Origin of the sequence: Streptococcus halitosis (assembly GCF_003143695.2) — a bacterium.
In the GTDB taxonomy this organism is placed as follows: Bacteria; Bacillota; Bacilli; order Lactobacillales; family Streptococcaceae; genus Streptococcus; species Streptococcus halitosis.
Genome location: NZ_QEMY02000001.1, coordinates 1,302,846 through 1,324,794 on the forward strand (window position 1 = coordinate 1,302,846; position 21,949 = coordinate 1,324,794).

The following is a 21,949-nucleotide window of genomic DNA, read 5'->3' on the forward strand; positions in this document are numbered from 1 at the left end:
CAATCCTTACAGACCTTCAACAGTTTGAGATTCGTATTCTCTAATGAGTTTAGCACGTTTCTCGCTGGCATCGATATTTAATACGAGGGCAATGGCTACGGATAATACCAGGAGACTGTTCCCACCTTGTGAAAGGAAGGGGAAGGTTACCCCTGTAGAAGGAATCAAACCAGAAATCCCACCGATATTGACAAAGATCTGGACAAGAATCATCCCTCCAACACCGATAGCAACCATGGAGTTAAAGGGATCCTTAGCTCGAATACCAACCAAGATGATTCGCAAAATTAAGAAGAAGAGTAAAGCCAAAATCATACTCGCTCCTACGAATCCAAACTCTTCGATGACAATCGAAAAGACGAAATCCGTATGGGCTTCTGGCAGATAGCCACGCTTCTCGATAGAATTTCCCAATCCTAGTCCGAACCAGCCTCCATTAACCATGGCATAGTAGGAATTTGCAAGCTGGTGTCCTGCACCCGCCAAGTCATTAAAGGGATTAAAGAAGGCACTAAAACGTTTAGCAACATAACCAAATACCGGTATCTGAGAAAATTTTTCAACCCCAACGAGACGAATGACAGATAAGAATAAAATTGAACTCCCTGCCAAGAGAGCTAGAATAGTCGAGAACCAACGATAGGCGATTCCACTAACGGTGTACATAATGAGCGCCACCAAGACCAAGATGGTCGCATTTCCCAAGTCGGGGAAAATCCCCAAGCTACCAATCAGAACCAGCAGAACAAAACGCCAGTCGTTAAAAGCTCGAGGTAGCCATTGATTTTGGGTCAACACCTGGAAATCATAAACCGCAATCTCATCTTGCTGTTTTGAAAAACGATGTGCCAAGTACCAGATGATGATAATCTTAAGGTATTCAGCCGGCTGAATCGTTACAGGTCCTACAGAAATCCATCCGTATGCTCCATTGACAGGTGTTCCGACCAGACGCGCTAGGGCTAAAAGAACTATCTCCACAATCATCACGATAAAAATGAGACGTCCATTTCTCAGGAAACCTAATTTTAATTTATAGATTAAGGCAATCAAAACCAAACTAGCTACCCAGAAAATCCCCTGGTTACGTACCAATTGAAAAGCGCTTTTTCCTTCTTCAATTAGGGTTGCACTCGTTGTCGAGTAAACTACAATCAATCCCAAAATCGACAGAAGAAAATAAGGAATCAAAATGGAATAGTTTAGTAGGTGCCTTTTACTAATTTTCATATTTCACCACTCTAATAGGAACAGACGCTTCTGTTCCCAATTCCGTTTTATTTTCTAGTTTTGATTGCTATTATACCACTTTTTCAGAAAGAAAAAAACTCTTATCCTTTAATCCTTCGAATTTTACTTATTTTTTGTCTTCAAGCATAAAAAATACAAACCTCAAATGAGATTTGTATTTTCATTGCTTAGTTAGATGAAGAGCTACTGCTTGAGCTTGAGTCACCACCACCGATGTATTGGGTGAAGATGTTTTGGAAGGCTTGATCTTTGACTTTGATATTAGCAGCTTGTAATTCCTTACCAATTACTCCTTGAACAAAGGCTGAATCATTTTGTTTTTGAGTCAAAATGATGGTCTTCAATTTTTCTTTGTAATCCTCTAAGTTAGAAGATTTTTCTGTCTTCTTCGTTACTTTAACGATGTAGAATTGATTGCTGTAGGCTTGTGTTCCAGTAGCCGTAATCACATCAGAAACACCGTTCACATCCAAGGCAAAGGCTGCTTTTTTGACTTGTTCCGGAAGTTCTGTAGAAGCAGAGTCAAAAGTGATTTCTCCACCATTTTCTTTTGTTTTGTCGTCGTTAGAGTTGTCTTTTGCCAACTGAGCAAAATCTGCACCTTCTGCTTTGGCTTTCTCAAGCACTTCTTTTGCCTTGTCTTCATTATCCATACGGATGATTTGAGCTGTTACATCTGGTGTATAGGACTCAAAAGCCTTTTGGTAAGCCTCATCTGTCAATTCGCTCTCAGCGGCCTTCTTAACCGCCAATTCAACCAATTTGCTAGTACGGATTTGAGCTTTACGAGTCTCAGGTGTCATACCTGCACGTTGAAGCACGCTGTTGTAGCTATCGCCGTATTTCTTTTGTTCCTCAGCAACGGCGTCATCCACATCTTTATCCGTTACCTCTGATCCATATTGTTGTTCAAATACTTTTTGGATGGTCATATTGAGCAAGACTTGCTGCGCAGTTGGATTATTCTTTACTTCTTCAAAGAATTGATGTTCTGTAATCACATCACCCTTCATGCTGATCAAATCTTTTCCTTCAGAACTATTTGAACAAGCTGCAAGTGTTGCCACTGATAAAAGTGTGATGGCTCCTGCCATAATTTTTTTCTTCATGTTTACTCCTTTAACGGTAAGTGTTACTTTATCTATTTTACTATAATTTCTTAAATTTTTCTGAAAATCATTTATCATCAGGTAGCTGTACATCTGCTACATTCTTTCGTAGCATGAGAATGCCATCACCAAGAGGAACTAGAGTTGCTGTTAGATCTGGATTGTCCAAAGTTGCGTCGAAAAGTCTTTGCAAACCACGATAAATGGTTCGTTGACCACGGCGGACCTCCATGATGTCCTTGGCAACATCTCCTCCTTGAAAAATATCATCCAAGACAACCACTCCACCAACTTCAAGTCGTTTGAGGATTTCAGGTAGAAAGACGATGTACTTGGACTTAGCCGAATCCATAAAGACAAAGTCATAAGTTTCTGTCAGGCTAGACAAAACATCTACGGCATCTCCCTCTAAGAGGGTGATTTGCTTACGACTGTCAAACTGGGCAAAGTTTTCCTTGGCAAAGCCTATCATCTCAGGATTGCGGTCAATGGTTGTAATCTTAGCATCTGGCGCATGCTCCGCCATCAAAAGAGCTGAAAAACCGATAGCTGTCCCAATTTCTAAAATATTCTTAGGCTGCAGACTTTCCATGAGAAATCGAAAGTAAGCAACTGTTTCATGAGGAATGATTGGGATATTTTCCTTGCGAGCGAAGGTTTCCAATTCTTTCAAGGAACCTGTCACCTGCTTTTGACGCTGGCGCATGAGTTCAACGATTTCTTCCTTGACGACGGGACGACGCATATTGTGATTGGCATTTTTACTATAAGACTCTACCATCTTAAGCTAGTCCCAATTTTTCAACAAGGGCTTCAAACTCGTTCAAGCGACGTTCAAAGACTGCAAAGGCATCGTTAAGATAGTCTTCTTTTTCCATATCCACTCCCGCTTTTCTCATGACATTGAGTGGATAGTCAGATTTACCTGCCTTGAGGTAGTCGATATAGCGGTCACGGTCTTCTTGGCTACCATGGACAATCTTTTCAGCCAAGGCTGAAGCAGCTGCAAAACCAGTCGAATACTGGTATACATAGTAGTTATAGTAGAAGTGTGGTATGCGTGCCCACTCGTATTGGATCTGAGGATTGTCTTCCTTGCTGAGTCCATAGTACTCTTGATTCAAGTCAGCGTAGAGTTTATTGAGGAAATCACTTGTCAAGACTTCTCCATTTTGGTCTGCTTGGTGGATGGCATGTTCAAACTCAGCAAATTGAGTTTGACGGAAGACTGTTCCACGGAAACCGTCCAAGAAGTTATTAAGGATAGCAAAGCGTGTTGCATCGTCTTCCACTTCTTCCAGTAATTTCTCCGTCAAGATATTTTCATTGGTCGTTGAGGCAATCTCAGCCAAGAAAATGGAGTAATCTCCGTAAACATAAGGTTGGGTTTCACGAGTATAGCTAGAATGCATACTGTGACCCGTTTCGTGGACAAGGGTAAAGAGATTGTCTAGATTGTCCTGCCAGTTAAGGAGCATAAAGGCATTTGTATCGTATGATCCACCAGAATAGGCACCAGAACGCTTGCCTTGGTTTTCATAGACATCAATCCAACGCTCGCTAAAGGCACGTTTGACACGGCTTAAGTAATCCTCACCCAAAACTGCCAAAGCTTCTTCTGCCTTTTTCAAGGCTTCCTCATAAGTAAAGCTGTATTCTACTGAAGACAGTGGTGTGTAAACATCGTACATCTTGAGATCAGAAATCCCCAAGATTTTAGAACGAAGGTTAAGATATCGATGCAAGAGTGGCAAGTGCTTGCGAACTGCTGCTACTAGATTGTCATAGACACTTTCTGGAACAAAGTTTGCTGCGAGGGCTGCATGGCGAGCACTCTTATAGTTGTGAACTTTTGCTCGGTAGTTTTGCACCTTAATATTTGTCTGCAAAGTCTTAGCATAAGTGTGTTGGAATTGCTCGTATGTCGCATAAAGGGCTTCATAGGCACCACCACGTACTTCACGGTTTTTAGACTCCATCAAACGGATGTAAGTACCGTGTGAGAGTTGCACTTCATTGCCTTCATCATCAAGGACATATGGGAAGCTAATATCCGCATTGTCCAAAATAGCGAAAGTTTCACTAGCAGCGCCAAAGATTTCTCCTGCTCCAGCAAGTAATTCTTCCTCACGTTGCGAAAGAACATGGTCTTTCTTTTGCAAGAGCTTGTCAAAAAAGTGTTTGTAAACTTGGAGTTTTGGTTGAGCTTCTAGGAAGGCAGCATACTGCTTTTCGCTAACCTCCATAAACTCAGGTTCATAGAATGAAAAGGCTTGTTCTAACTGACTGTACAGAGTCATTGCCTTAGCATAGTACTCTTGATACTTGGCTTCACGCGTGTCCTGGTCATTTTTCATATGCGCATAGACATAAAGCTTTTCAACTTGGCGTTCCAAGTCAAGTGAGAATTCTGTAATCTCAAGCAAACTGTCTGCACTATCCAAGAGATGCCCCTCATACTGAGATGCTGTTTGTACTTTTTCAGTTAAATCTTTCAAGGCTTCTTCCCAAGCCTGGTCTGTTGGGTAGATTGTTGAAAGATCCCATGTATCTTTTTCATTTATTTCATGTCGTTGTAATACCATAAGATTCCTCCATCCTTTCTATTTTACCACATTTTTTGAGAAATATAAGTGATAAAAGGCTGGTGGATAGAGCTTTTGGCGATTATTTTTCGGATTTTTTTGATAGTAAGCCTGAAAATTTCTATAATAGCTAGCCAAATCCGTTTCAATCTGCAAAAAATCACCTGACTCTATCGGTCTGACCTGGGGATACCAGTCGTCCAGTTGATGGTTTAATAGATTGTCTCCTTGATAATAAGCTTCCTCCTGCTTCTTCATCCAATAGGGCGTTTGGTAGTACAACTGTTGGCGAATGTAGTGACAGATAGTGGAATCTTGCACAACTGCAAAACGAGGCAGTTTTTGTTTTTGATAAGGAAATCGTAGAATTTCCAAGAGATTTCCTTGGCCATAGGGAAATTCCTTGACCTGAAAATGAAGTTTGCCACGTAGGTCCTGATGTAAAAGGTATTTAAGTCTCAAAACTTGCTTTTTGAGATCTAGTTCCCAAACATAGAAACCCATATTTTGACTAAAATAGAGAAATCCCCTTTGCAGTTGTGTTAATCGCTCTTTTAACCAGAGTTTTTCTCCCAGTAGCCAGATAACCTGATAGCCCTGACTGCGGTATCCTTGGCTTCTATCGCCTAAAAGCTTTTGAGACAAGGGACTGCACTGAACCTCCAGTGCTAGTTTCCCATTGACGAGAACATCCGCAACCTGCTGGATCTCGGGCAGACTATATTCTAAGGCGACCTGATTGCCCTTCTTGGCCCAGTGATAAAGGGCCTCTTTATTTCCCAAGTGTTCTGGACTTTCATTTTCAAAAATAGAGATGCAATCTCTTAACCTTTTATGGGCAAAATGCGTTCGAATACTCTGTCCTTGGCGTAATCGTAGTCCGCCCCCACAGGCTGGGCAGGTGTAAAGCTGCTTTGTCACATCTTTTTCGAGGGCATTCACCAAATCCCCCTTGGCATCTCTGGCTACAAACATGATCTACCTCCTTTTCTCATTTATTCGAAAAAGAAATAAAAAAGACTGGAATCCAGCCTTTCATGATACTATTTCTTATCTTTTTTGTCTCTTAGAATATTTTTTTAGCATGGGAATGAGATTGGGAATCTGCTCACTTCTAATGACCAGCACCCCGTATTCCTGACAGCGATTGGCATAAACAGGATTGATTTTTCCCGTACAGACAATTAACTTGAGGCAACTTTCCCCAGCAAAATGATTGGCGTAGACTTCTAGCTCATTGATGGCTTCAACTGATAAATCTGTCATCTTGCAGGAGATAAAGGTAATCGAGCGTCCTTTTCTCAGAATGACATCAATCTCATTTTGAACATTGTCCGCCTCTGGAAAGATGCCATTCCAATCAATCTCACCGCCTATCATGCACTCATCAAACAGCTGAGATTCAAGCGCCAAGAGATAGAGATATACCTCTAAAATATGCCCCTTGTTGCGGCAAAAGATTTGAGCTTCTTGACTTGGAAAGCTGTAGATTACTCGCTCCTTGTCCTCGCCTTCAATACGAAGCATCCCCGCTTCTACTAGTAAGGGGATCAGGGATTCTGGATAGTGATAATACTTGCCGTTGTTATCCAGTATTTTTTCGGTCTCAGCATGAAGGTCATTGGTCTTAGCTAGAGAGAAAAATTGGGTCACTTGGTACCAGTGGGCAGGATTGGCAATAGCTGAGCTGGCTAGCTTTTTGATGGCTACAATTTGCTGATCTGAGTGGATAGGGCGTTTTGATTTGAGCATTTTTCCACCACGCAAGGCTATCAGCTGTTGGATGCTTAGGGTTGGAATGTCCAAATCTTCTTTTTCTAACTGACCGGCTACCCACTTGTATTGTTTTCCTCGCTCGACATCCATGGCAACGATGGGAAGATGGCAATCCAAGCCGTATTGATAGAGTGATAAGGCTAGTAGCGAATCCCCACCAAAAACATCAAGAAGAACCTGGTCATACTCGGCCAAGCAATAATCTAACTGGTCTGCTAGTTGTTCTAAGGATAACTTACGAAAGGTCACTCGTTGAATATGAGGAACCTCTTCCATGATAAACTGACGGAGAGAGAGCTTCTCTTCATTGCTTATTTTCGTCAAAGATAGAAAAAGAATCTCGTCACAATCACTGATAAAGGCTTGGTAGACATTCTTTTCCAATACATGCCGATCATACAATTCCACCAAAAGACTCGTCATTCGACCACCTCCATCATAAAGACTTTCTTACGCTGAGAGTATCAGCAATACAGCCCTACTGCTCTGATTTCCTACTTCTAGTATAGCATAAAATCCTGCTTGCCCCAATCAACCAACGCAAACAAAAACGAATAGAAATCTTGCAAAGGGGTTTCTATTCGCTTGTATATGTTTGATTTACTTGATTTTTTTAGCTAACATGGTCGCAAAGCGTAGTTGAATACGATTGCCATTTTCATCACGACGGTGCAGATGTCCTGGATTTTCATTGTACTTAACCAATTCCCAATCCTTGTAGTAATCCGCTAACTCCCCTTCTTTAAATGTGAATGGGAAGTTTACTGAGCAAGGATAATCCTCCGTATCCATGGCACAGACGATAAGGTTATAGCCACCGATCGTGGTGTGCTCCTGCATATTTTGGATAATAGCTGGAATGCGGTCCGCTTGTAGGAACATCAGAACAACTGTCGATACGATGAAATCATAGGCTTGGCTAATGCTGGCTGAATTGATATCATAAAGTCCTACAGGCATGTCTAGATCCTCTTGCTCTACGATGCTTTGCAAGATTTCAAGGGACAATTCATTTTGATCCACAGCTGTCACATCAAAACCATTCTGTGCAAGAAAGAGAGAGTTACGTCCTTGACCACAACCTAAATCCAAGGCTTTACCCGGTTTCACCGTCTGCATGGCCTCTAGGACCTCTGAATGGACTGGATTGGTATTGTATTTCTTAGGGAAGTAATCCTCAGGTTTACAATAAAATTCCAAGTACCATTCTACATCGTCTGTTGCAGCCTCTACTCGGTGCCAGGCTTGCGGTTGCGCCATGGGATTGTCTGCTCCCGCCTCAAAGAGGTGCTCAGCTAGAACCTCACCATCTTCAGTCAACTCAATAAACTTGAGTGCCCCCTTCAAGACAGTAATTTTTCCCCAAGTGCCGACTTTAGTATTGTGCTTTTGCTGGACAGCTTCGGGCATAGTTTGTTTATTCCACAAGGGCATGCGTTTATAGGCAATTAGTTTTTCCATTTCACTTCCTCTTTTATCGCTGGTTGACTGCTTTCATCACACGCGCAATGTCGCGGTTTTGTTCACGTCGCTTGATGGATTCGCGTTTGTCATAGTCATGTTTCCCTTTGGCAAGTCCTAAAAGAAGCTTGGCGTAGCCATCTTTGATATAGACTTTGAGGGGAACTAGGGTCATTCCTGTTCCTTTGGTCTCTTGTTCCAATTTTTGAATTTGCTTCTTATGGAGCAGGAGTTTACGACGGCGTTCAGGTTCCTGGTTCCAGATATTACCCTCTTCGTAAGGGGCGATATGAACATTGCTCAGCCAGACTTCCCCATTTTTTACTTGGGCAAAGCCGTCCTTGAGATTGATTCGAGCAGCTCGAACGCTCTTGATTTCAGTTCCGGTCAGGACCATTCCTGCCTCTAGCGTATCTACGATTGTATAGTCGTGGTGCGCTTTTTTATTTTGTGCGACGACCTTTCCCTCGCCCTTTGCCATGCTTGGCTCCTTTCTTAGCTACTTCTTTGTAAAAAGGTTTCTTTCCCTTTTTCTTCTTATCTTTTTGTGAATGCTTGTGCTTATCATTTGAGCGCCCTGATTTTCTCTTATCTTCCTTCTTGTCCGAACGACGATTTGAACCACGACCTCTGTCACTGCGATTAGACTGTTTCAAGCCTTTTTCGATGACATCAAACTCACTTGGGATATAAGAGAAATCAATCTCACCTGTCATCTTATCGGCTCTTTCAACCCGAATGCGAATCTGCTGTCCTACACGGAAGGTTATGCCCGATTTCTCTCCGCGGAGTGTCAAGTCACGCTCATTGAAATGATAAAATTCAGGCAAATTAGTGATGTGAATCAAGCCCTCAACCGTGTTTGGCAATTCAACAAAGAGACCGAATTTGACGATGCTGGATACAACCGCATCATACTCTTCGCCCACGTATTCTTCCATGTACTCAGCCTTTTTCATGGCTTCGACTTCACGCTCCGCCTCGATGGCACGACGCTCACGGTTGGAAGACTGGGTCGCAATCTCTGGAATCACTTGCTCAAAATGCTCTGCTATTTCTTTAGAACGGCCATAGTCCCGAATCATTCGATGGACAAGGAGGTCTGGATAACGGCGAATAGGGCTGGTAAAGTGAGTGTAATAATCAGCAGCAAGACCATAGTGACCGTGATTGTGCTCTGAATAGCGAGCTTGTTGCATGGATCGGAGAAGCATCATGGACAATACATCCGCATAGGGTTCTCCCTCAACAGCACGCATGATGTCTTGAAGCGCCTCCTGGCTAATCTCACTGGCAGTCCCATAAATCCGCAAACCAAAGCTCGAAGCATAATCAATAAACTTCTGAACTTTTTCAGCCTTGGGCTCCTCGTGAATCCGATAAATGAAAGGTAGGTCCAGTTTACTAAAGTGCTCGGCAACCGTTTCATTAGCAATCAACATGAAGGACTCAATCATCCGCTCAGCAACACCACGCTGACGAAGAACGATATCCACAGGCTTACCTGTTTTATCCACTAGAATCTTTGCTTCGCTGGTATCAAAGTTAAGGGCGCCACGCTTCTCACGCATGCTTTCTAGAGTTTCATGAAGCTTGGCCATGAGTTCGATACTAGGAACAATTTTCTTAAACTCTTGTCTCTTTTCCTCGTCGCCAGCTAGGATATCATTAACAGCACTATAGGTCATACGGAAGCTCGTCTTGATAACTGTTTGGGTAATGGTGTAATTAACCACACGACCATGTTTATCAATTTCCATAATAGCAGACTGGGTCAAACGGTCAACTTGAGGATTGAGTGAGCAGATGCCATTTGACAAACGCTCTGGAAGCATTGGCACCACTCGGTCTGTCACGTAGACAGAAGTAGCGCGGTTAAGAGCTTCCTTGTCAAGGGCAGAACCCTCGGTCACATAGTAGGAAACATCTGCGATGTGAACTCCGAGCTCGATATTGCCATTTTTCAAAGCCTTGATGTGTACTGCATCGTCCAAGTCCTTGGCATCCGCACCATCAATGGTAAAGGTGATTTCATCTCTCAGATCCAGACGACCTTCCATATCCTTTTGAGACGGAGTTTCTGGTACACTTTCTGCTTCCTTAAGAACAGCTTCTGGAAATTCTGAAACAATATCCATGGATTCCAAGACTTCAAGAACGTCAATCCCAGCATCAGTCGAGTGCCCCACCACGTCTAGCACACTAGCGACAAAGAAATCATGTTTCTTACTTGGGTATTTGTCGATAAAGACCTTGAGAACTTCAGTACCTTCCAACTTGATAGCCGGTTTCTTCACATAAATCGGTTGGCTGATTTTCTGATTCTTTGAACGAATGTAGCCCGCATACTTGGGCTTTTCCTGATCCAGAACGATTTGCCCGACAACTGTCGTCAGGCTATGCTCTAGGATATCGATAATTTTTGCTTCTGCAGCAGTTCCCTTGTTACGGTCAGCGACTTTCTTAATCACGACCTCAACGGTATCACCATCAATGGCATAGTTGACATCGTTTTTTCCTACAAAAAGATCGTCCTCTTCGCCTTCTAGACTGACAAAGCCAAAGCCGTTTTTATGGGCATGAAAAATCCCTTTGAGGGTGATTTCAGGTTTCTTCTTTTGGTCCAGACATAAACTGCCATCATCTTCAAAGCGAATCTGGTGCTTTCTTTCCATCAGAGACAGGGTTTTAATCAACTCACGGAAATCCTTGGACCCATCCTTTCCGAGAGCCTGAGCAAGGTCATTTACCGTCACTCGCCCCTTCTCTTGCAAATATTCTTTAATTTTATCTTTCATGTTTTCTTTCTAGATTTTTATAATTTCTTTTTGATTGATAACTTTAGAAGTGTCATTAAAAATAAAAATAGGCTAAGACCTAGTCTCGCCCATTTCTTATCTACTTGATAATACCGTCAATGCTAAGGCAATGGCTAGCCAGAAAAAGACTAAAATACCTGTCAAACGTTGCATCACGGCTTCAAAACCACGCGCCTTACTACGTTCAAACAAATCACCTGAGCTGGCATCAAATACATTGCTGGATTGGTTCTTAGTTGGTTGCATGAAAATCGCAATCACAATCACAACAGATAATACTAATAAAATGGTTAACAATAGGTTATACATATCAAACTCCTTAAAATCCCTATTATTTTACCATAAAATCTACTTAGATTCAAGATGTAGGGTTACTTTTCTTTCCTTGGGACAATACTTTAAAACCTCAATCTTGTCAGGATGAGTTTTGGAGTTCTTACTGGTTAGATAATTTATGCTGCCACAAGAGGAGCACTTGAGATTGATTTTTACTCGCACTAGATTTCCTTTACTTTTAATAATGATCTAAATTGCACTATGTTACATAAACAACTGAAAGCTACACAGGCTGCTGTCGCATAAAAGACAGCATGGTAGCCCAAATATCCTGCAACTGCGGATCCCGCCATGGGTCCAATCACTCCACCGAGGTAAAAAAAGACTTGGTTGAAGGCGAAAATCCTTGAAATACCTGATTTTGGAGTCATTTTGCTGAGAAGGGCATTGACTCCCGGTATGAGAGCTCCCGTTCCCAAACCAAAGAGAAAACGATACAAGCCAAGTTGAAGGGGGCTGGTCGCATGGGCACAAAGAAGGTAAATGATGACGGAATAAATCTGTGCCACTATCAGAAGTCGATGATTCCCTAGCTTATCACCAAGTTTTCCCATCACTCCAGCGCTCATCATACTAGAAAATCCCATACTAGATACAATCAAGCCTGAGACGAAGAGGAGATTCTCAGTCTGCCCTAAGTCCCGCACATAGAGAGCTAGAATGGGGCCAATTGATTGAGCTGAAAACTGAATGACAAAACTCGTCAAAAATAGGTTTACTAAGAGCCTAGGATACTTGAAAGAAGAAAATACTTCTTTCGTTGGGATAGCCTTCTCCTTAGCTATTTGCTGAAAATCTTCCTTGATAAAGAAAATGGTTAAGAGTGCAGCTAAAAACAAGAAGCCACCAATCAACAGAAAAACATTTCGAATACCAAAAATTTCAGCAATAAAGCCTCCAACAAAGGGACCCGTCAGTGTTCCTGCAACAACTCCTGTAGATAGAGTCCCCAGAGCCGCTCCAGACTTATCTTTAGGTACCTGACTAGCAATCAAGGCTGTTGCATTGGGGACAAATCCAGTAAATACACCATTAAGCAAGCGCAGAAAGAGTAGCCAATAGATATTTGGCACGAAGGCCAAACCTCCCATGGTAATGGTCATGGCAAGACCTGCTCGAATCATCATGGGCTTTCGACCATATTTGTCAGCAAGAATACCCCAGATGGGAGAAACTAGAGCTGCTGAAACAGCCGAAACCGAGATGGCTAATCCAGCATAAAAAGCAACTTGGTCCCCTTCAATTCCCAACTGCTCTACAAAGATAGGCATAAAAGGAACGACCAAGGAAATGCTGGCGCCCGTTAAAAAACTACCAAACCAGGCGACACGAAGATTCTCTTTCCAACTAATCTCTTGCACAGCTGTCGCCTCCTTCAAGTAACTTGACTACTTGACTCACAAGCTGATCACGACTGCCATTGTTATCTAATATATGACTCGCCAATTTTGTCTTTTCTTCTAAAGACCACTGAGCTACCAGACGGGACTCTGCTACTTCCTTAGAAAGATGATCCCGTTTCATGAAACGTTCTACCTGAACATCACGGTTCACATAGACCAGCCATGTTTCATCAAACCAGGCACTGTAGTCCTGTTCAAAAAGCAGGGGAATATCCATGAAAAAAATCGTTTCTGTCTGGGCTAACTGATCTCGCAATGCTGCCAGTTCCTCACGAATTATCTCTCCTTGTGTTTGCTTAGACCATTCTCGTTCTTCAGGATTTGAAAAGATGAGACTAGCTAGGAGAGGACGATTGAGTTCTCCATTTTCTAAGAGAATTGCCTGTCCAAAATGCTGAACTAAGACCTGATATAGACGCCCACCAGGTTTTTGTAGCTGGTGGACAACTGCGTCGGCATCCACCACTTGAAAGCCTTGTTCTCTTAGGAAATTTGTCACAGTTGATTTACCCGAAGCAATTCCTCCTGTGATTCCAATGATTTTTCCCATCAGCCCCTCCTTTGACACTGGGGACAAAAATGAGTTCCTCGTCCACCGAGCTGGAATTTCTCAATGATGGTGCCACAACGTGAACATGCTTGACCAGTCTTATCATAGACCTGATGAAAATCCTGCATAGTTCCATCTTCCCCAAAGGCATTGGTATAGGTTCGAATGGTTGATCCGCCTTTTTCAACAGCCTTTCCCAAAACAGCAATGGTCTGATTATGAATAGCTGACGCTTCTGCTGCTGTCAAAGTCTGGGAAAGTCTAGCTGGATGGACCTGAGCATGCCAGAGGACCTCATCCACATAGATATTTCCAAGACCAGCGACCAAGGTTTGGTCTAGGAGGTGGGATTTGATAGGCTTTTTAGATTTGGCTAGGGCAGCTTGGAAGGACTGCAAATCAAAGTCCTTCTCTCTTGGTTCAGGCCCTAATTTTTTAGAAACAAAGTAGGCTTCCAATAGGCCGGGGGCCAATAGTTCCATGGTACCAAACTTGCGTACATCCTCATAAACAAGCATCCCACCATCCTCAAAATGGAAGAAAACATGGGCGTGTTTACGTTCAGGAACCTGATCCGGATAGTAGAAATACTTGCCCTCCATCCGCAAATGGGAAATCAAGACCTTGTCTGTCAGGAAAAAAAGCAAATATTTTCCACGACGCCCCATGGACTCAATTACTTGACCAGGCACTTCCTTTCGAAACTCGTCCAAATCTGTCTTAATCATCTTGGGATAAGCAATCTCAATATTAGAAATCTTCTTTCCCAAGATCAATTTTTCTAAGCCACGACGAACCGTTTCAACCTCAGGTAATTCAGGCATAAGTCCTCCTTCTGTAAAAACAAGAAGCAGGCATGAGCCCACCTCTACTTAGTATTCTTTTTCATTATAGCCAAAGTCAGCCAAATCTAGTTTTTTATCACGCCAGTTTTTCTTGACCTTGACCCAAGTTTCTAGGAAAACCTTGTCCCCTAGCATGAGTTCGATATCACGACGGGCCATGGTCCCAATTTTCTTGAGCATAGCGCCACCTTTACCAATGATAATACCTTTTTGACTATCACGCTCGACCATTATGGTTGCCCGGATATGAACCTTGTCGGTCTCCTCATCACGCTTCATAGAGTCAATCACTACTGCAACTGAGTGAGGGATTTCTTCACGCGTTAGGTGCAAGACTTTCTCACGAATCATCTCTGAAACCAAGAAACGCTCTGGGTGGTCTGTGATTTGATCAGCTGGGAAATACTGGAACCCTTCCTCAAGATTTTCACTGAGGATGTCAATTAGACGAGATACGTTATTTCCCTGAAGGGCTGAGATAGGTACAATTTCCTTAAAGTCCATTTGATTACGGAAGTCATCAATCTGAGCCAAAAGCTGATCTGGATGGACCTTGTCAATCTTATTCACCACCAGAATCACAGGAACCTTGGCAGCTTTCAGACGCTCGATAATCATATCGTCGCCCTTACCACGTGGCTCATCAGCTGGCACCATGAATAGAACAGTGTCTACTTCACGAAGGGTGCTGTAGGCAGATTCCACCATGAAATCCCCAAGAGCTGTTTTGGGCTTGTGAATTCCTGGTGTGTCAATAAAGACGATTTGTTCCTTATCCGTTGTGTAAATCCCCATGATTTTATTACGTGTTGTTTGCGCCTTGTCACTCATAATGGCAATCTTTTGCCCCATGACGTGATTCAAAAAGGTTGACTTCCCAACATTGGGACGTCCTAAAATGGCCACAAAGCCTGATTTAAATGTCATAATTTCCTCTTAGTGTTTAAAATAATAAATCCCAAATTCGTGGGAGAAAGATAAGTGCACCTGTTACCGCAGCAAAAAGAGAGACCACCAACACGGCTCCTGCTGCCATGTCCTTGGCTTTCTTTGCCAACATAGAAAAGTGGTAATGACTGGCTAGATCCACCACATTTTCAATAGCAGAGTTAATAATCTCAAATGCTACTACCAAGAAAATGCTCATTAGGAGAAAGAGCCATTCGATCCGTGACACCTGAAAAACAAAACCTGCAAGGACGACTACTAGTGCCGTCACTGCATGTTTGCGCATATTACGTTCGTCCTTGATAGCGGTAAAAATACCTGTCAAAGCAAATTCTAAACTAGATACCAGGTCACGATTTTTCCATTTTCGTTTATTGTCTTGTGAGTCCATAGGCTGTCAAAATTTCTTCTTGTAAACCGAACATCTCCGCTTCTTCTTCCGGAGTGTAGTGATCAAAGCCGTTAATGTGTAAAAAGCCGTGTACTGCCAAGAAGCCCATCTCACGCTCAAAGCTGTGACCGTATTCCTCAGCCTGCTCATGCGCTTTATCGATAGAGATAAAAAGCTCCCCAATGTAGGCATCAAACTCAGACATCATTTCTGCCAATTCTGGATTTTCCAGCAAATCCTCTTCGTCAAAGGCAATGTCCAACTCTGGCTTATACTCAAGGCTGATGACATCCGTCGGACGATCGGTATCACGGTACTCGAGATTGAGTTCGTGGCTACGCTCGTTGGTCACAAAAGTGACTGCCATCTCCTTGTCTTCTTTTCCTATTTTTTGGGCTGCAAATTCCAAAATTTCTTGGGTTTGTTGTAAGATTTCTTGTGAAACTTGACCAGTTTCATCTACCATTTCAATATACATGTACTTCTCGATTCTCTTTACTTGGCTTTATTATACCACATTTCCATGATTTTATTCTACCTTTTTGATATAATACTATGGAACACAATCACAAGGAGAGAACGATGTCATTTGACGGATTTTTTTTACACCACATGATTGAGGAATTGCGAAGCGAGTTGGTCAATGGTCGCATCCAGAAAATCAATCAACCTTTTGAACAAGAGTTGGTCTTGCAAATCCGCAGCAATCGCCAAAGCCATCGCCTGCTCCTCTCTGCCCATCCTGTTTTTGGGCGCATCCAGCTAACCCAAACGACTTTTGAAAATCCAGCCCAACCTTCGACTTTTATCATGGTTTTGAGAAAGTATTTGCAGGGTGCCGTGATTGAGTCGATTGAGCAAGTGGAAAACGACCGTATTGTGGAAATTACCGTTTCCAATAAAAACGAGATTGGGGACCACATTCAGGCTACCTTGATTATCGAGATCATGGGCAAACACAGCAATATTCTACTAGTTGATAAAAGCAGCCATAAAATCCTCGAAGTTATCAAACACGTCGGCTTTTCACAAAATAGTTACCGCACCTTGCTACCAGGCTCAAGCTATATCGCTCCGCCAAGTACAGAATCTCTCAATCCTTTTACTGTCAAGGATGAAAAGCTCTTTGAAATCCTGCAGACCCAAGAACTAACAGCAAAAAATCTTCAAAGTCTCTTTCAAGGTCTAGGACGTGATGCGGCAAATGAATTGGAAAACATTCTTGTCAGTGATAAACTGTCTACTTTTCGAAACTTCTTCAGGCAAGAAACCAAGCCATGCTTAACAGAGACTTCCTTCAGTCCAGTTCCTTTTGCGAATCGTGTAGGAGAGCCTTTTGCCAGTCTTTCGAATCTCTTAGATACCTATTATAAGGATAAAGCCGAGCGCGACCGCGTTAAACAGCAAGCCAGTGAACTCATTCGTCGTGTTGAAAATGAGCTTCAAAAAAATCGCCATAAGCTTAAAAAACAAGAAAAAGAGTTACTGGCGACTGATAATGCTGAGGAATTTCGCCAAAAAGGAGAATTGCTAACAACCTTCCTGCACCAAGTTCCGAATGACCAAGACCAGGTAGTCTTGGATAATTACTACACGAATCAGCCTATCACCATTGCTCTTGATAAGGCCCTGACTCCCAGTCAGAATGCCCAACGCTACTTTAAACGCTATCAGAAACTTAAAGAAGCTGTCAAATACCTGACTGAGCTAATCGAAGAAACCAAGGCAACCATTCTTTATCTAGAAAGTGTCGAGACTGTCCTCAACCAAGCAGGGCTGGAGGAAATCGCTGAAATCCGTGAAGAATTGATCCAAACAGGATTTATCCGTAGACGCCAACGTGAAAAAATTCAGAAACGCAAAAAACCAGAACAGTATCTGGCGAGTGATGGCAAAACTATCATCTATGTCGGTCGAAACAATCTTCAAAATGAGGAATTGACCTTTAAAATGGCCCGCAAGGAGGAACTTTGGTTTCATGCTAAGGACATCCCTGGAAGCCACGTCGTCATCTCAGGAAATCTTGACCCATCTGATGAAGTTAAAACAGATGCGGCAGAACTGGCTGCCTATTTCTCCAAAGGGCGCTTGTCAAATCTCGTGCAGGTGGATATGATTGAAGTGAAAAAACTCAACAAACCAACTGGTGGAAAACCTGGCTTTGTAACCTACACAGGACAAAAGACCCTCCGCGTTACACCAGACCCAGAAAAAATCGCATCTATGAAAAAATCCTGATCTCACTTGAAATCAGGATTTTCTTTTACATTTTACTCTGCAATCAAGGTTTCCAAACCAACCTTCATCATATCGGTGAAGGTGTTTTGATTTTCTCAGCCAGTTTTTAATAACTCTCAAAGAGCGAGATAGTGGTCAATAAATGAGATAGTTTTCTCTTTCAAGTAACAAGGTTTTGTTGCTATCTTCTAAAATTCTTTTATTGTCTCAATTTCGAAAAGACTTCCCCAATCTTGCCTTCAATGACCAATGTAGCTTGGCTGTCTTGTGGAATACTGGTTTTATTGATAAGGACCATATTTGTCCCAGAAAAATAGTTTACTAGGCTAGCTGCAGGATAAACAACCAAGGAAGTCCCACCAATAATCAGCAAGTCAGCTTGCCGAATAGCTTGGGCAGCTTGGCTAAAGACATCCATGTCAAGTGATTCTTCATACAAGGTCACGTCAGGCTTGACCACCTTGCCACAGTCTAAGCAGTGGGGAACAGGTCCCTCAAGGGCCAGAAAAGCAGTTAAGTCATAGAAACGTTGACAACCTAGGCAGTAATTCCGGTCTGCACTCCCATGCAATTTAAAGATCTTTTGGGAGCCAGCCATTTCATGAAGACTATCGATATTTTGTGTCACAACAGCCTTTAGCTTACCTGTCTTTTCCAAAGTAGCCAGATAAGTGTGAGCAGCATTAGGCTTTGCTTCTGGATAAATCAGGTATTTCTTATAAAAGTCAAAAAAATCTTCTGGATAGCGCTCAAACATGGTCCGAGAAACGAGTTGCTCTGCCGTAAAATGACGGCCTAACTGATGACTATAAACACCATCTGAACTACGAAAATCTGGGATATTAGACTCGGTTGACACTCCTGCCCCTCCGAAAAAGACTATTCTGTGGCTTTTATCAATCAAATCTTGTAATAGTTCTATTTTATCCATCACATCTCTCCTTAAGCTGGGTTCTAAAAAAGTTGAAAATCAATAGTTCCAGCAATCTGATTTTCAACTCTTCCTTTATCATTACTGATATATTTGAGATTAAAGCATTTGAATCAATCTTAGAAATAACCTTATCTCAAAGTAATACGATGTTTAGTCTGCAATCAAGGTTTCCAATCCAACCTTCATCATATCGGTGAAGGTGTTTTGGCGTTCTTCAGCTGTTGTGTCTTCTTCTGGATTGACCAAACTATCAGAAATGGTCATGATAGCAAGTGCATCAACGTGGTGTTGGGCAGCAAGATAGTAAAGAGCTGCTGCTTCCATTTCCACAGCCTTGACTCCCCATTTACCAAGCTCGATGTTCTTTTCAAAGTAGTTTGAGTAAAAGACATCTGATGACAAAACGTTCCCAACGTGGGTGGTCATACCAAGTTCTTTGGCGATATGATAGGCCTTATCCAGCAAATCAAAGCTAGCGATTTGTGGGAAATCGTACTGTGGCCAGTCATTACGGATGATGTTTGAGTTAGTCGCAGCAGCTTGCGCCAAGACCAATTCACGGACATGGACATCCTCGTTTAAGGAACCAGCAGTTCCGACACGGATCAATTTTTTCACTCCGTAGTCCACAATCAACTCACGCGCATAAATCGAAATGGATGGCATCCCCATCCCAGTTCCCATGACCGATACACGGTGGCCCTTGTAAGTACCAGTGTACCCAAACATGTTCCGCACTTCGTTAAAACAAACAGCATCTTCAAGGAAATTCTCCGCAATAAATTTCGCACGAAGTGGATCCCCCGGAAGAAGAATTTTATCAGCAATTTCACCCTGCTGAGCAGCAATATGGATAGACATAATTTATGATACAAAGAGCGACAAGAAAACGACTGAAAATTAGGAATCTGACGAGAAATCCTGATTTCTCAGTCAGATTATCTATTTTCCGAGTTTTCCGCTCGTGTTCAAATCTGAACACCTTACTCTACCTTTCTTTTTGTATATTTAGGATAGCGACAGAGAACAATATAAAAATAGGAAACTGACGACGCATCGCAGATGCTAGACAGTTTATCTTTTTTACATAGTTCTCCGCCCGTATTCAGTTCAGCAAATACGGTTTCCCCATCCTTTCTTTCTTGATTTTAAATTTAAATATTTCGTAGAACAGTTAGCCCGAGTTTGACTATAGCTCAGATACTCTGCTTTCTGTAGTTCCTAGTTTACCAATGAATCTAAAAATGCATACAGTTTTGCATTCATTTCAGAATAATCGTTTCCACGTAATTCTTCTGGTGTTTGAACAAAAGGCAACTTTTCACTTTGCTCTCTTAATTTCTCCTCACCATCCGCAGTAATTAAAAGTTCTACTGCATCTGGATCAAATTCCAAATGAGCCTGAAAGGCATAATGTTTCGGACTGAAGCGAATAATCTGACGTGGACAACCTTGACTCGTCGCCAAGACGACAGCATCCTCTGTCAGCCCTGGCATATCACCATGCCAGTGGCTAGTTTCTATGGTTTCTCCGAACAAGCTTACATGAGGATCTGTTAAACCTTGCATCGTCAATGTCACAGGATAAACGCCAATCTCGCGCTCAGGACTGTGCTCATACTCCGCACCATAGGCAACAGACAGGAGCTGCGCACCAAGACAGACACCAACAATATAAATATCTGCAGCAATCGCTTCTTTCATAAAAGCAAGCTCAGCCTTAGGGTCATAGTATGGGAAGTTTTCTCTATCCTCATCAGGTGATTGAGGACCACCCATAACAATCAGAAAATCAATCCCGTCAATTGTTTCAGGAAGAGGTTCTTTTTCATAAACCTTTGTTGATGTAATGTGATGACCTCGTGCCAGAGCCCATTTTAGATAAGCACCTGGAACTTCAAAGGTCTCGTGTAAAATAAAGTGAACTCTCATGACACTACAATTCAGCAAGAATAGCTTTAACCAAGCCTTTGAAGTCACCTTTGACACGTTCAGTCACTTCTACAACTTCTTCGTGGTTGAGTTCTTCTTGGAAACCAGCAGCATGGTTAGTAATACATGAAATACCGAGAACTTTCAAGCCTGAGTGAGCTGCCACAATAACTTCAGGAACAGTGGACATACCAACTGCATCTGCTCCCAATGTCTTATAGGCACGAATCTCTGCTGGGGTTTCATAAGTCGGACCTGTTACACCAATATAGACACCTTCATCAAGCTTGATACCAAGTTTCTTAGCCACTTCATGGGCAGTAGCACGATATTCTGGAGTGTAGGCTTTAGACATATCTGGGAAACGTGGACCAAAGTCATCCAAGTTTTCACCCATCAATGGATTCTGCCCCGTCATGTTGATATGGTCTGAGATAGCCATCAAAGTACCAGGACCATAGCCAATACCACCAGCTGCATTGGTCACAATGACACCTTCACATCCGAGGACTTTCATCACACGTACTGGGAAAGTCACCACTTCCAGAGGATTGCCTTCGTAGAAATGGAAACGACCTTGAAGAGCCAAGACCTTGCGACCTGCAAGTTCTCCATATACCAATTTACCAGCGTGACCAACTACTGTTGAGCGGCCCCAGTTTGGAATCTCAGCATAGTCTACTACAACTGGATTTTCGATTTCTTCTGCCAATTCTCCAAGTCCTGATCCAAGGATTAGACCGAACTCAGGCGCTTGGATTCCCTTGTCTTTCAGGAAAGCAGCTGTTTCCTTGATTTTATCTAAAAATGTCATTGTGTATCTCCTTTATTATTTTTTAGCATTTGACCGATTTTGTCAAAGGTTTTGGCATTGCGAATGGTGATTTGGCGGTAGAAAGGCATCTTGAGTAAGTATTTGTGATAAGCTGTTTCGTAGTATGATTCCTCAGAGAATTTCCCCCAGAAAATCCCAAGTCTTCCAAAATGAACCACTTCATCTTCCAGTTCCAAACTTTCAACTTTCTCAATGACTTGAGCCTCATCCAAGCCTTCTGTATAAAAGAGGACATCCTTTCGTGCCAAATCTTTGGTCCACCAATCTGGCAGATTCTTCAGCTCTTCTTCATAATCTTCCTGACTCAGCAAAGAAAAGCTCTGAATAAATGGATAATGGACTGCAAAGAAAGCCTCTAACTTTTCAACCAATTGGTCTTTGAGAACTCTCGAAGTAAAGAAAATATTGCCACTGTTGATGTAGGTTTCAACCTTTTCCAGTCCCAACTCTGTCAGTTCTTGACGAAGTTGCGCCATGACAATCTTATTTTTCCCTCCGACATTAATGCCCCGAACAAGTAAAGCATATCGCGTCAT

General features: G+C 42.4%; 23 protein-coding genes. 1 reads left to right on the plus strand and 22 read right to left on the minus strand.

What is annotated here, in order from left to right:
- Positions 1-6 precede the first annotated feature (6 nt).
- The 17 genes from ftsW to ybeY form a co-directional block, all read right to left on the minus strand.
- Positions 7-1,230: a cell division peptidoglycan polymerase FtsW gene (gene ftsW / locus DB729_RS06450; RefSeq protein ID WP_109289950.1), complete on the minus strand. Its 1,224-nt coding sequence runs from the start codon at positions 1,228-1,230 to the stop codon at positions 7-9.
- Positions 1,231-1,418: 188 nt separating this feature from the next.
- Positions 1,419-2,360 (minus strand): peptidylprolyl isomerase PrsA, encoded by a 942-nt coding sequence (gene prsA / locus DB729_RS06455; protein ID WP_000727164.1) that lies wholly within the window; start codon positions 2,358-2,360, stop codon positions 1,419-1,421.
- A 67-nt stretch (positions 2,361-2,427) separates the two neighbouring features.
- Complete coding sequence (locus DB729_RS06460) at positions 2,428-3,141, minus strand: O-methyltransferase (protein WP_000230406.1); 714 nt, start codon at positions 3,139-3,141, stop codon at positions 2,428-2,430.
- Position 3,142: 1 nt separating this feature from the next.
- A complete protein-coding gene (pepF, locus tag DB729_RS06465) occupies positions 3,143-4,945 on the minus strand; it encodes an oligoendopeptidase F (RefSeq protein ID WP_109289949.1) in 1,803 nt (600 codons plus the stop codon).
- Between the two features lie 18 nt (positions 4,946-4,963).
- Positions 4,964-5,920 (minus strand): competence protein CoiA, encoded by a 957-nt coding sequence (locus DB729_RS06470; RefSeq protein WP_109289948.1) that lies wholly within the window; start codon positions 5,918-5,920, stop codon positions 4,964-4,966.
- Between the two features lie 75 nt (positions 5,921-5,995).
- Positions 5,996-7,144 carry a PDDEXK family nuclease gene (locus DB729_RS06475; RefSeq protein ID WP_109289947.1) on the minus strand — a complete coding sequence of 383 codons (1,149 nt, stop codon included), beginning with the start codon at positions 7,142-7,144 and terminating at the stop codon, positions 5,996-5,998.
- 177 nt (positions 7,145-7,321) lie between these two features.
- Positions 7,322-8,182: an SAM-dependent methyltransferase TehB gene (gene tehB / locus DB729_RS06480; RefSeq protein WP_109289946.1), complete on the minus strand. Its 861-nt coding sequence runs from the start codon at positions 8,180-8,182 to the stop codon at positions 7,322-7,324.
- Between the two features lie 13 nt (positions 8,183-8,195).
- Positions 8,196-8,663, minus strand: coding sequence for an SsrA-binding protein SmpB (gene smpB, locus DB729_RS06485; RefSeq protein ID WP_001051742.1), 468 nt, complete (start codon positions 8,661-8,663; stop codon positions 8,196-8,198).
- Entirely contained in the window at positions 8,626-10,980 is a 2,355-nt protein-coding gene (rnr, locus tag DB729_RS06490) for a ribonuclease R (RefSeq protein WP_109289945.1), read from the minus strand. Before rnr ends, smpB begins: the two co-directional genes overlap by 38 nt.
- 96 nt (positions 10,981-11,076) lie before the next feature.
- The gene (gene secG / locus DB729_RS06495; protein WP_000282517.1) at positions 11,077-11,310 is read right to left on the minus strand and encodes a preprotein translocase subunit SecG; all 234 of its coding nucleotides are present in this window, start codon (positions 11,308-11,310) and stop codon (positions 11,077-11,079) included.
- A gap of 39 nt (positions 11,311-11,349) precedes the next feature.
- Positions 11,350-11,499: a 50S ribosomal protein L33 gene (rpmG, locus tag DB729_RS06500; protein ID WP_001809104.1), complete on the minus strand. Its 150-nt coding sequence runs from the start codon at positions 11,497-11,499 to the stop codon at positions 11,350-11,352.
- Entirely contained in the window at positions 11,499-12,698 is a 1,200-nt protein-coding gene (pmrA, locus tag DB729_RS06505; protein WP_109289944.1) for a multidrug efflux MFS transporter PmrA, read from the minus strand. The genes rpmG and pmrA overlap by 1 nt, the downstream gene beginning before the upstream one ends.
- The gene (gene coaE, locus DB729_RS06510; RefSeq protein ID WP_109289943.1) at positions 12,685-13,290 is read right to left on the minus strand and encodes a dephospho-CoA kinase; all 606 of its coding nucleotides are present in this window, start codon (positions 13,288-13,290) and stop codon (positions 12,685-12,687) included. The genes pmrA and coaE overlap by 14 nt, the downstream gene beginning before the upstream one ends.
- A complete protein-coding gene (mutM, locus tag DB729_RS06515; RefSeq protein ID WP_109289942.1) occupies positions 13,290-14,114 on the minus strand; it encodes a DNA-formamidopyrimidine glycosylase in 825 nt (274 codons plus the stop codon). Before mutM ends, coaE begins: the two co-directional genes overlap by 1 nt.
- 48 nt (positions 14,115-14,162) lie before the next feature.
- Complete coding sequence (era, locus tag DB729_RS06520) at positions 14,163-15,062, minus strand: GTPase Era (RefSeq protein ID WP_109289941.1); 900 nt, start codon at positions 15,060-15,062, stop codon at positions 14,163-14,165.
- A 16-nt stretch (positions 15,063-15,078) separates the two neighbouring features.
- Positions 15,079-15,474 carry a diacylglycerol kinase family protein gene (locus tag DB729_RS06525; protein ID WP_109289940.1) on the minus strand — a complete coding sequence of 132 codons (396 nt, stop codon included), beginning with the start codon at positions 15,472-15,474 and terminating at the stop codon, positions 15,079-15,081.
- Entirely contained in the window at positions 15,455-15,952 is a 498-nt protein-coding gene (gene ybeY / locus DB729_RS06530; RefSeq protein WP_109289939.1) for an rRNA maturation RNase YbeY, read from the minus strand. The genes DB729_RS06525 and ybeY overlap by 20 nt, the downstream gene beginning before the upstream one ends.
- A 104-nt stretch (positions 15,953-16,056) precedes the next feature.
- On the opposite strand from ybeY, the gene pavA reads away from it, so the two are divergent.
- The gene (gene pavA / locus DB729_RS06535; RefSeq protein ID WP_109289938.1) at positions 16,057-17,712 is read left to right on the plus strand and encodes an Rqc2 family fibronectin-binding protein PavA; all 1,656 of its coding nucleotides are present in this window, start codon (positions 16,057-16,059) and stop codon (positions 17,710-17,712) included.
- A 199-nt stretch (positions 17,713-17,911) separates the two neighbouring features.
- Here the strand turns inward: pavA and DB729_RS06540 are convergent, their stop codons facing one another.
- The 5 genes from DB729_RS06540 to DB729_RS06565 form a co-directional block, all read right to left on the minus strand.
- Complete coding sequence (locus tag DB729_RS06540) at positions 17,912-18,643, minus strand: NAD-dependent protein deacylase (RefSeq protein ID WP_109289937.1); 732 nt, start codon at positions 18,641-18,643, stop codon at positions 17,912-17,914.
- 153 nt (positions 18,644-18,796) lie between these two features.
- Positions 18,797-19,507: a purine-nucleoside phosphorylase gene (gene deoD, locus DB729_RS06545; protein WP_109289936.1), complete on the minus strand. Its 711-nt coding sequence runs from the start codon at positions 19,505-19,507 to the stop codon at positions 18,797-18,799.
- Between the two features lie 360 nt (positions 19,508-19,867).
- Positions 19,868-20,578, minus strand: a complete 711-nt coding sequence (locus tag DB729_RS06555; RefSeq protein WP_109289934.1) for a type 1 glutamine amidotransferase — start codon at positions 20,576-20,578, stop codon at positions 19,868-19,870.
- 4 nt (positions 20,579-20,582) lie between these two features.
- Positions 20,583-21,392 carry a purine-nucleoside phosphorylase gene (locus DB729_RS06560; protein ID WP_109289933.1) on the minus strand — a complete coding sequence of 270 codons (810 nt, stop codon included), beginning with the start codon at positions 21,390-21,392 and terminating at the stop codon, positions 20,583-20,585.
- Positions 21,389-21,949, minus strand: a complete 561-nt coding sequence (locus DB729_RS06565; protein WP_109289932.1) for a DUF1697 domain-containing protein — start codon at positions 21,947-21,949, stop codon at positions 21,389-21,391. Before DB729_RS06565 ends, DB729_RS06560 begins: the two co-directional genes overlap by 4 nt.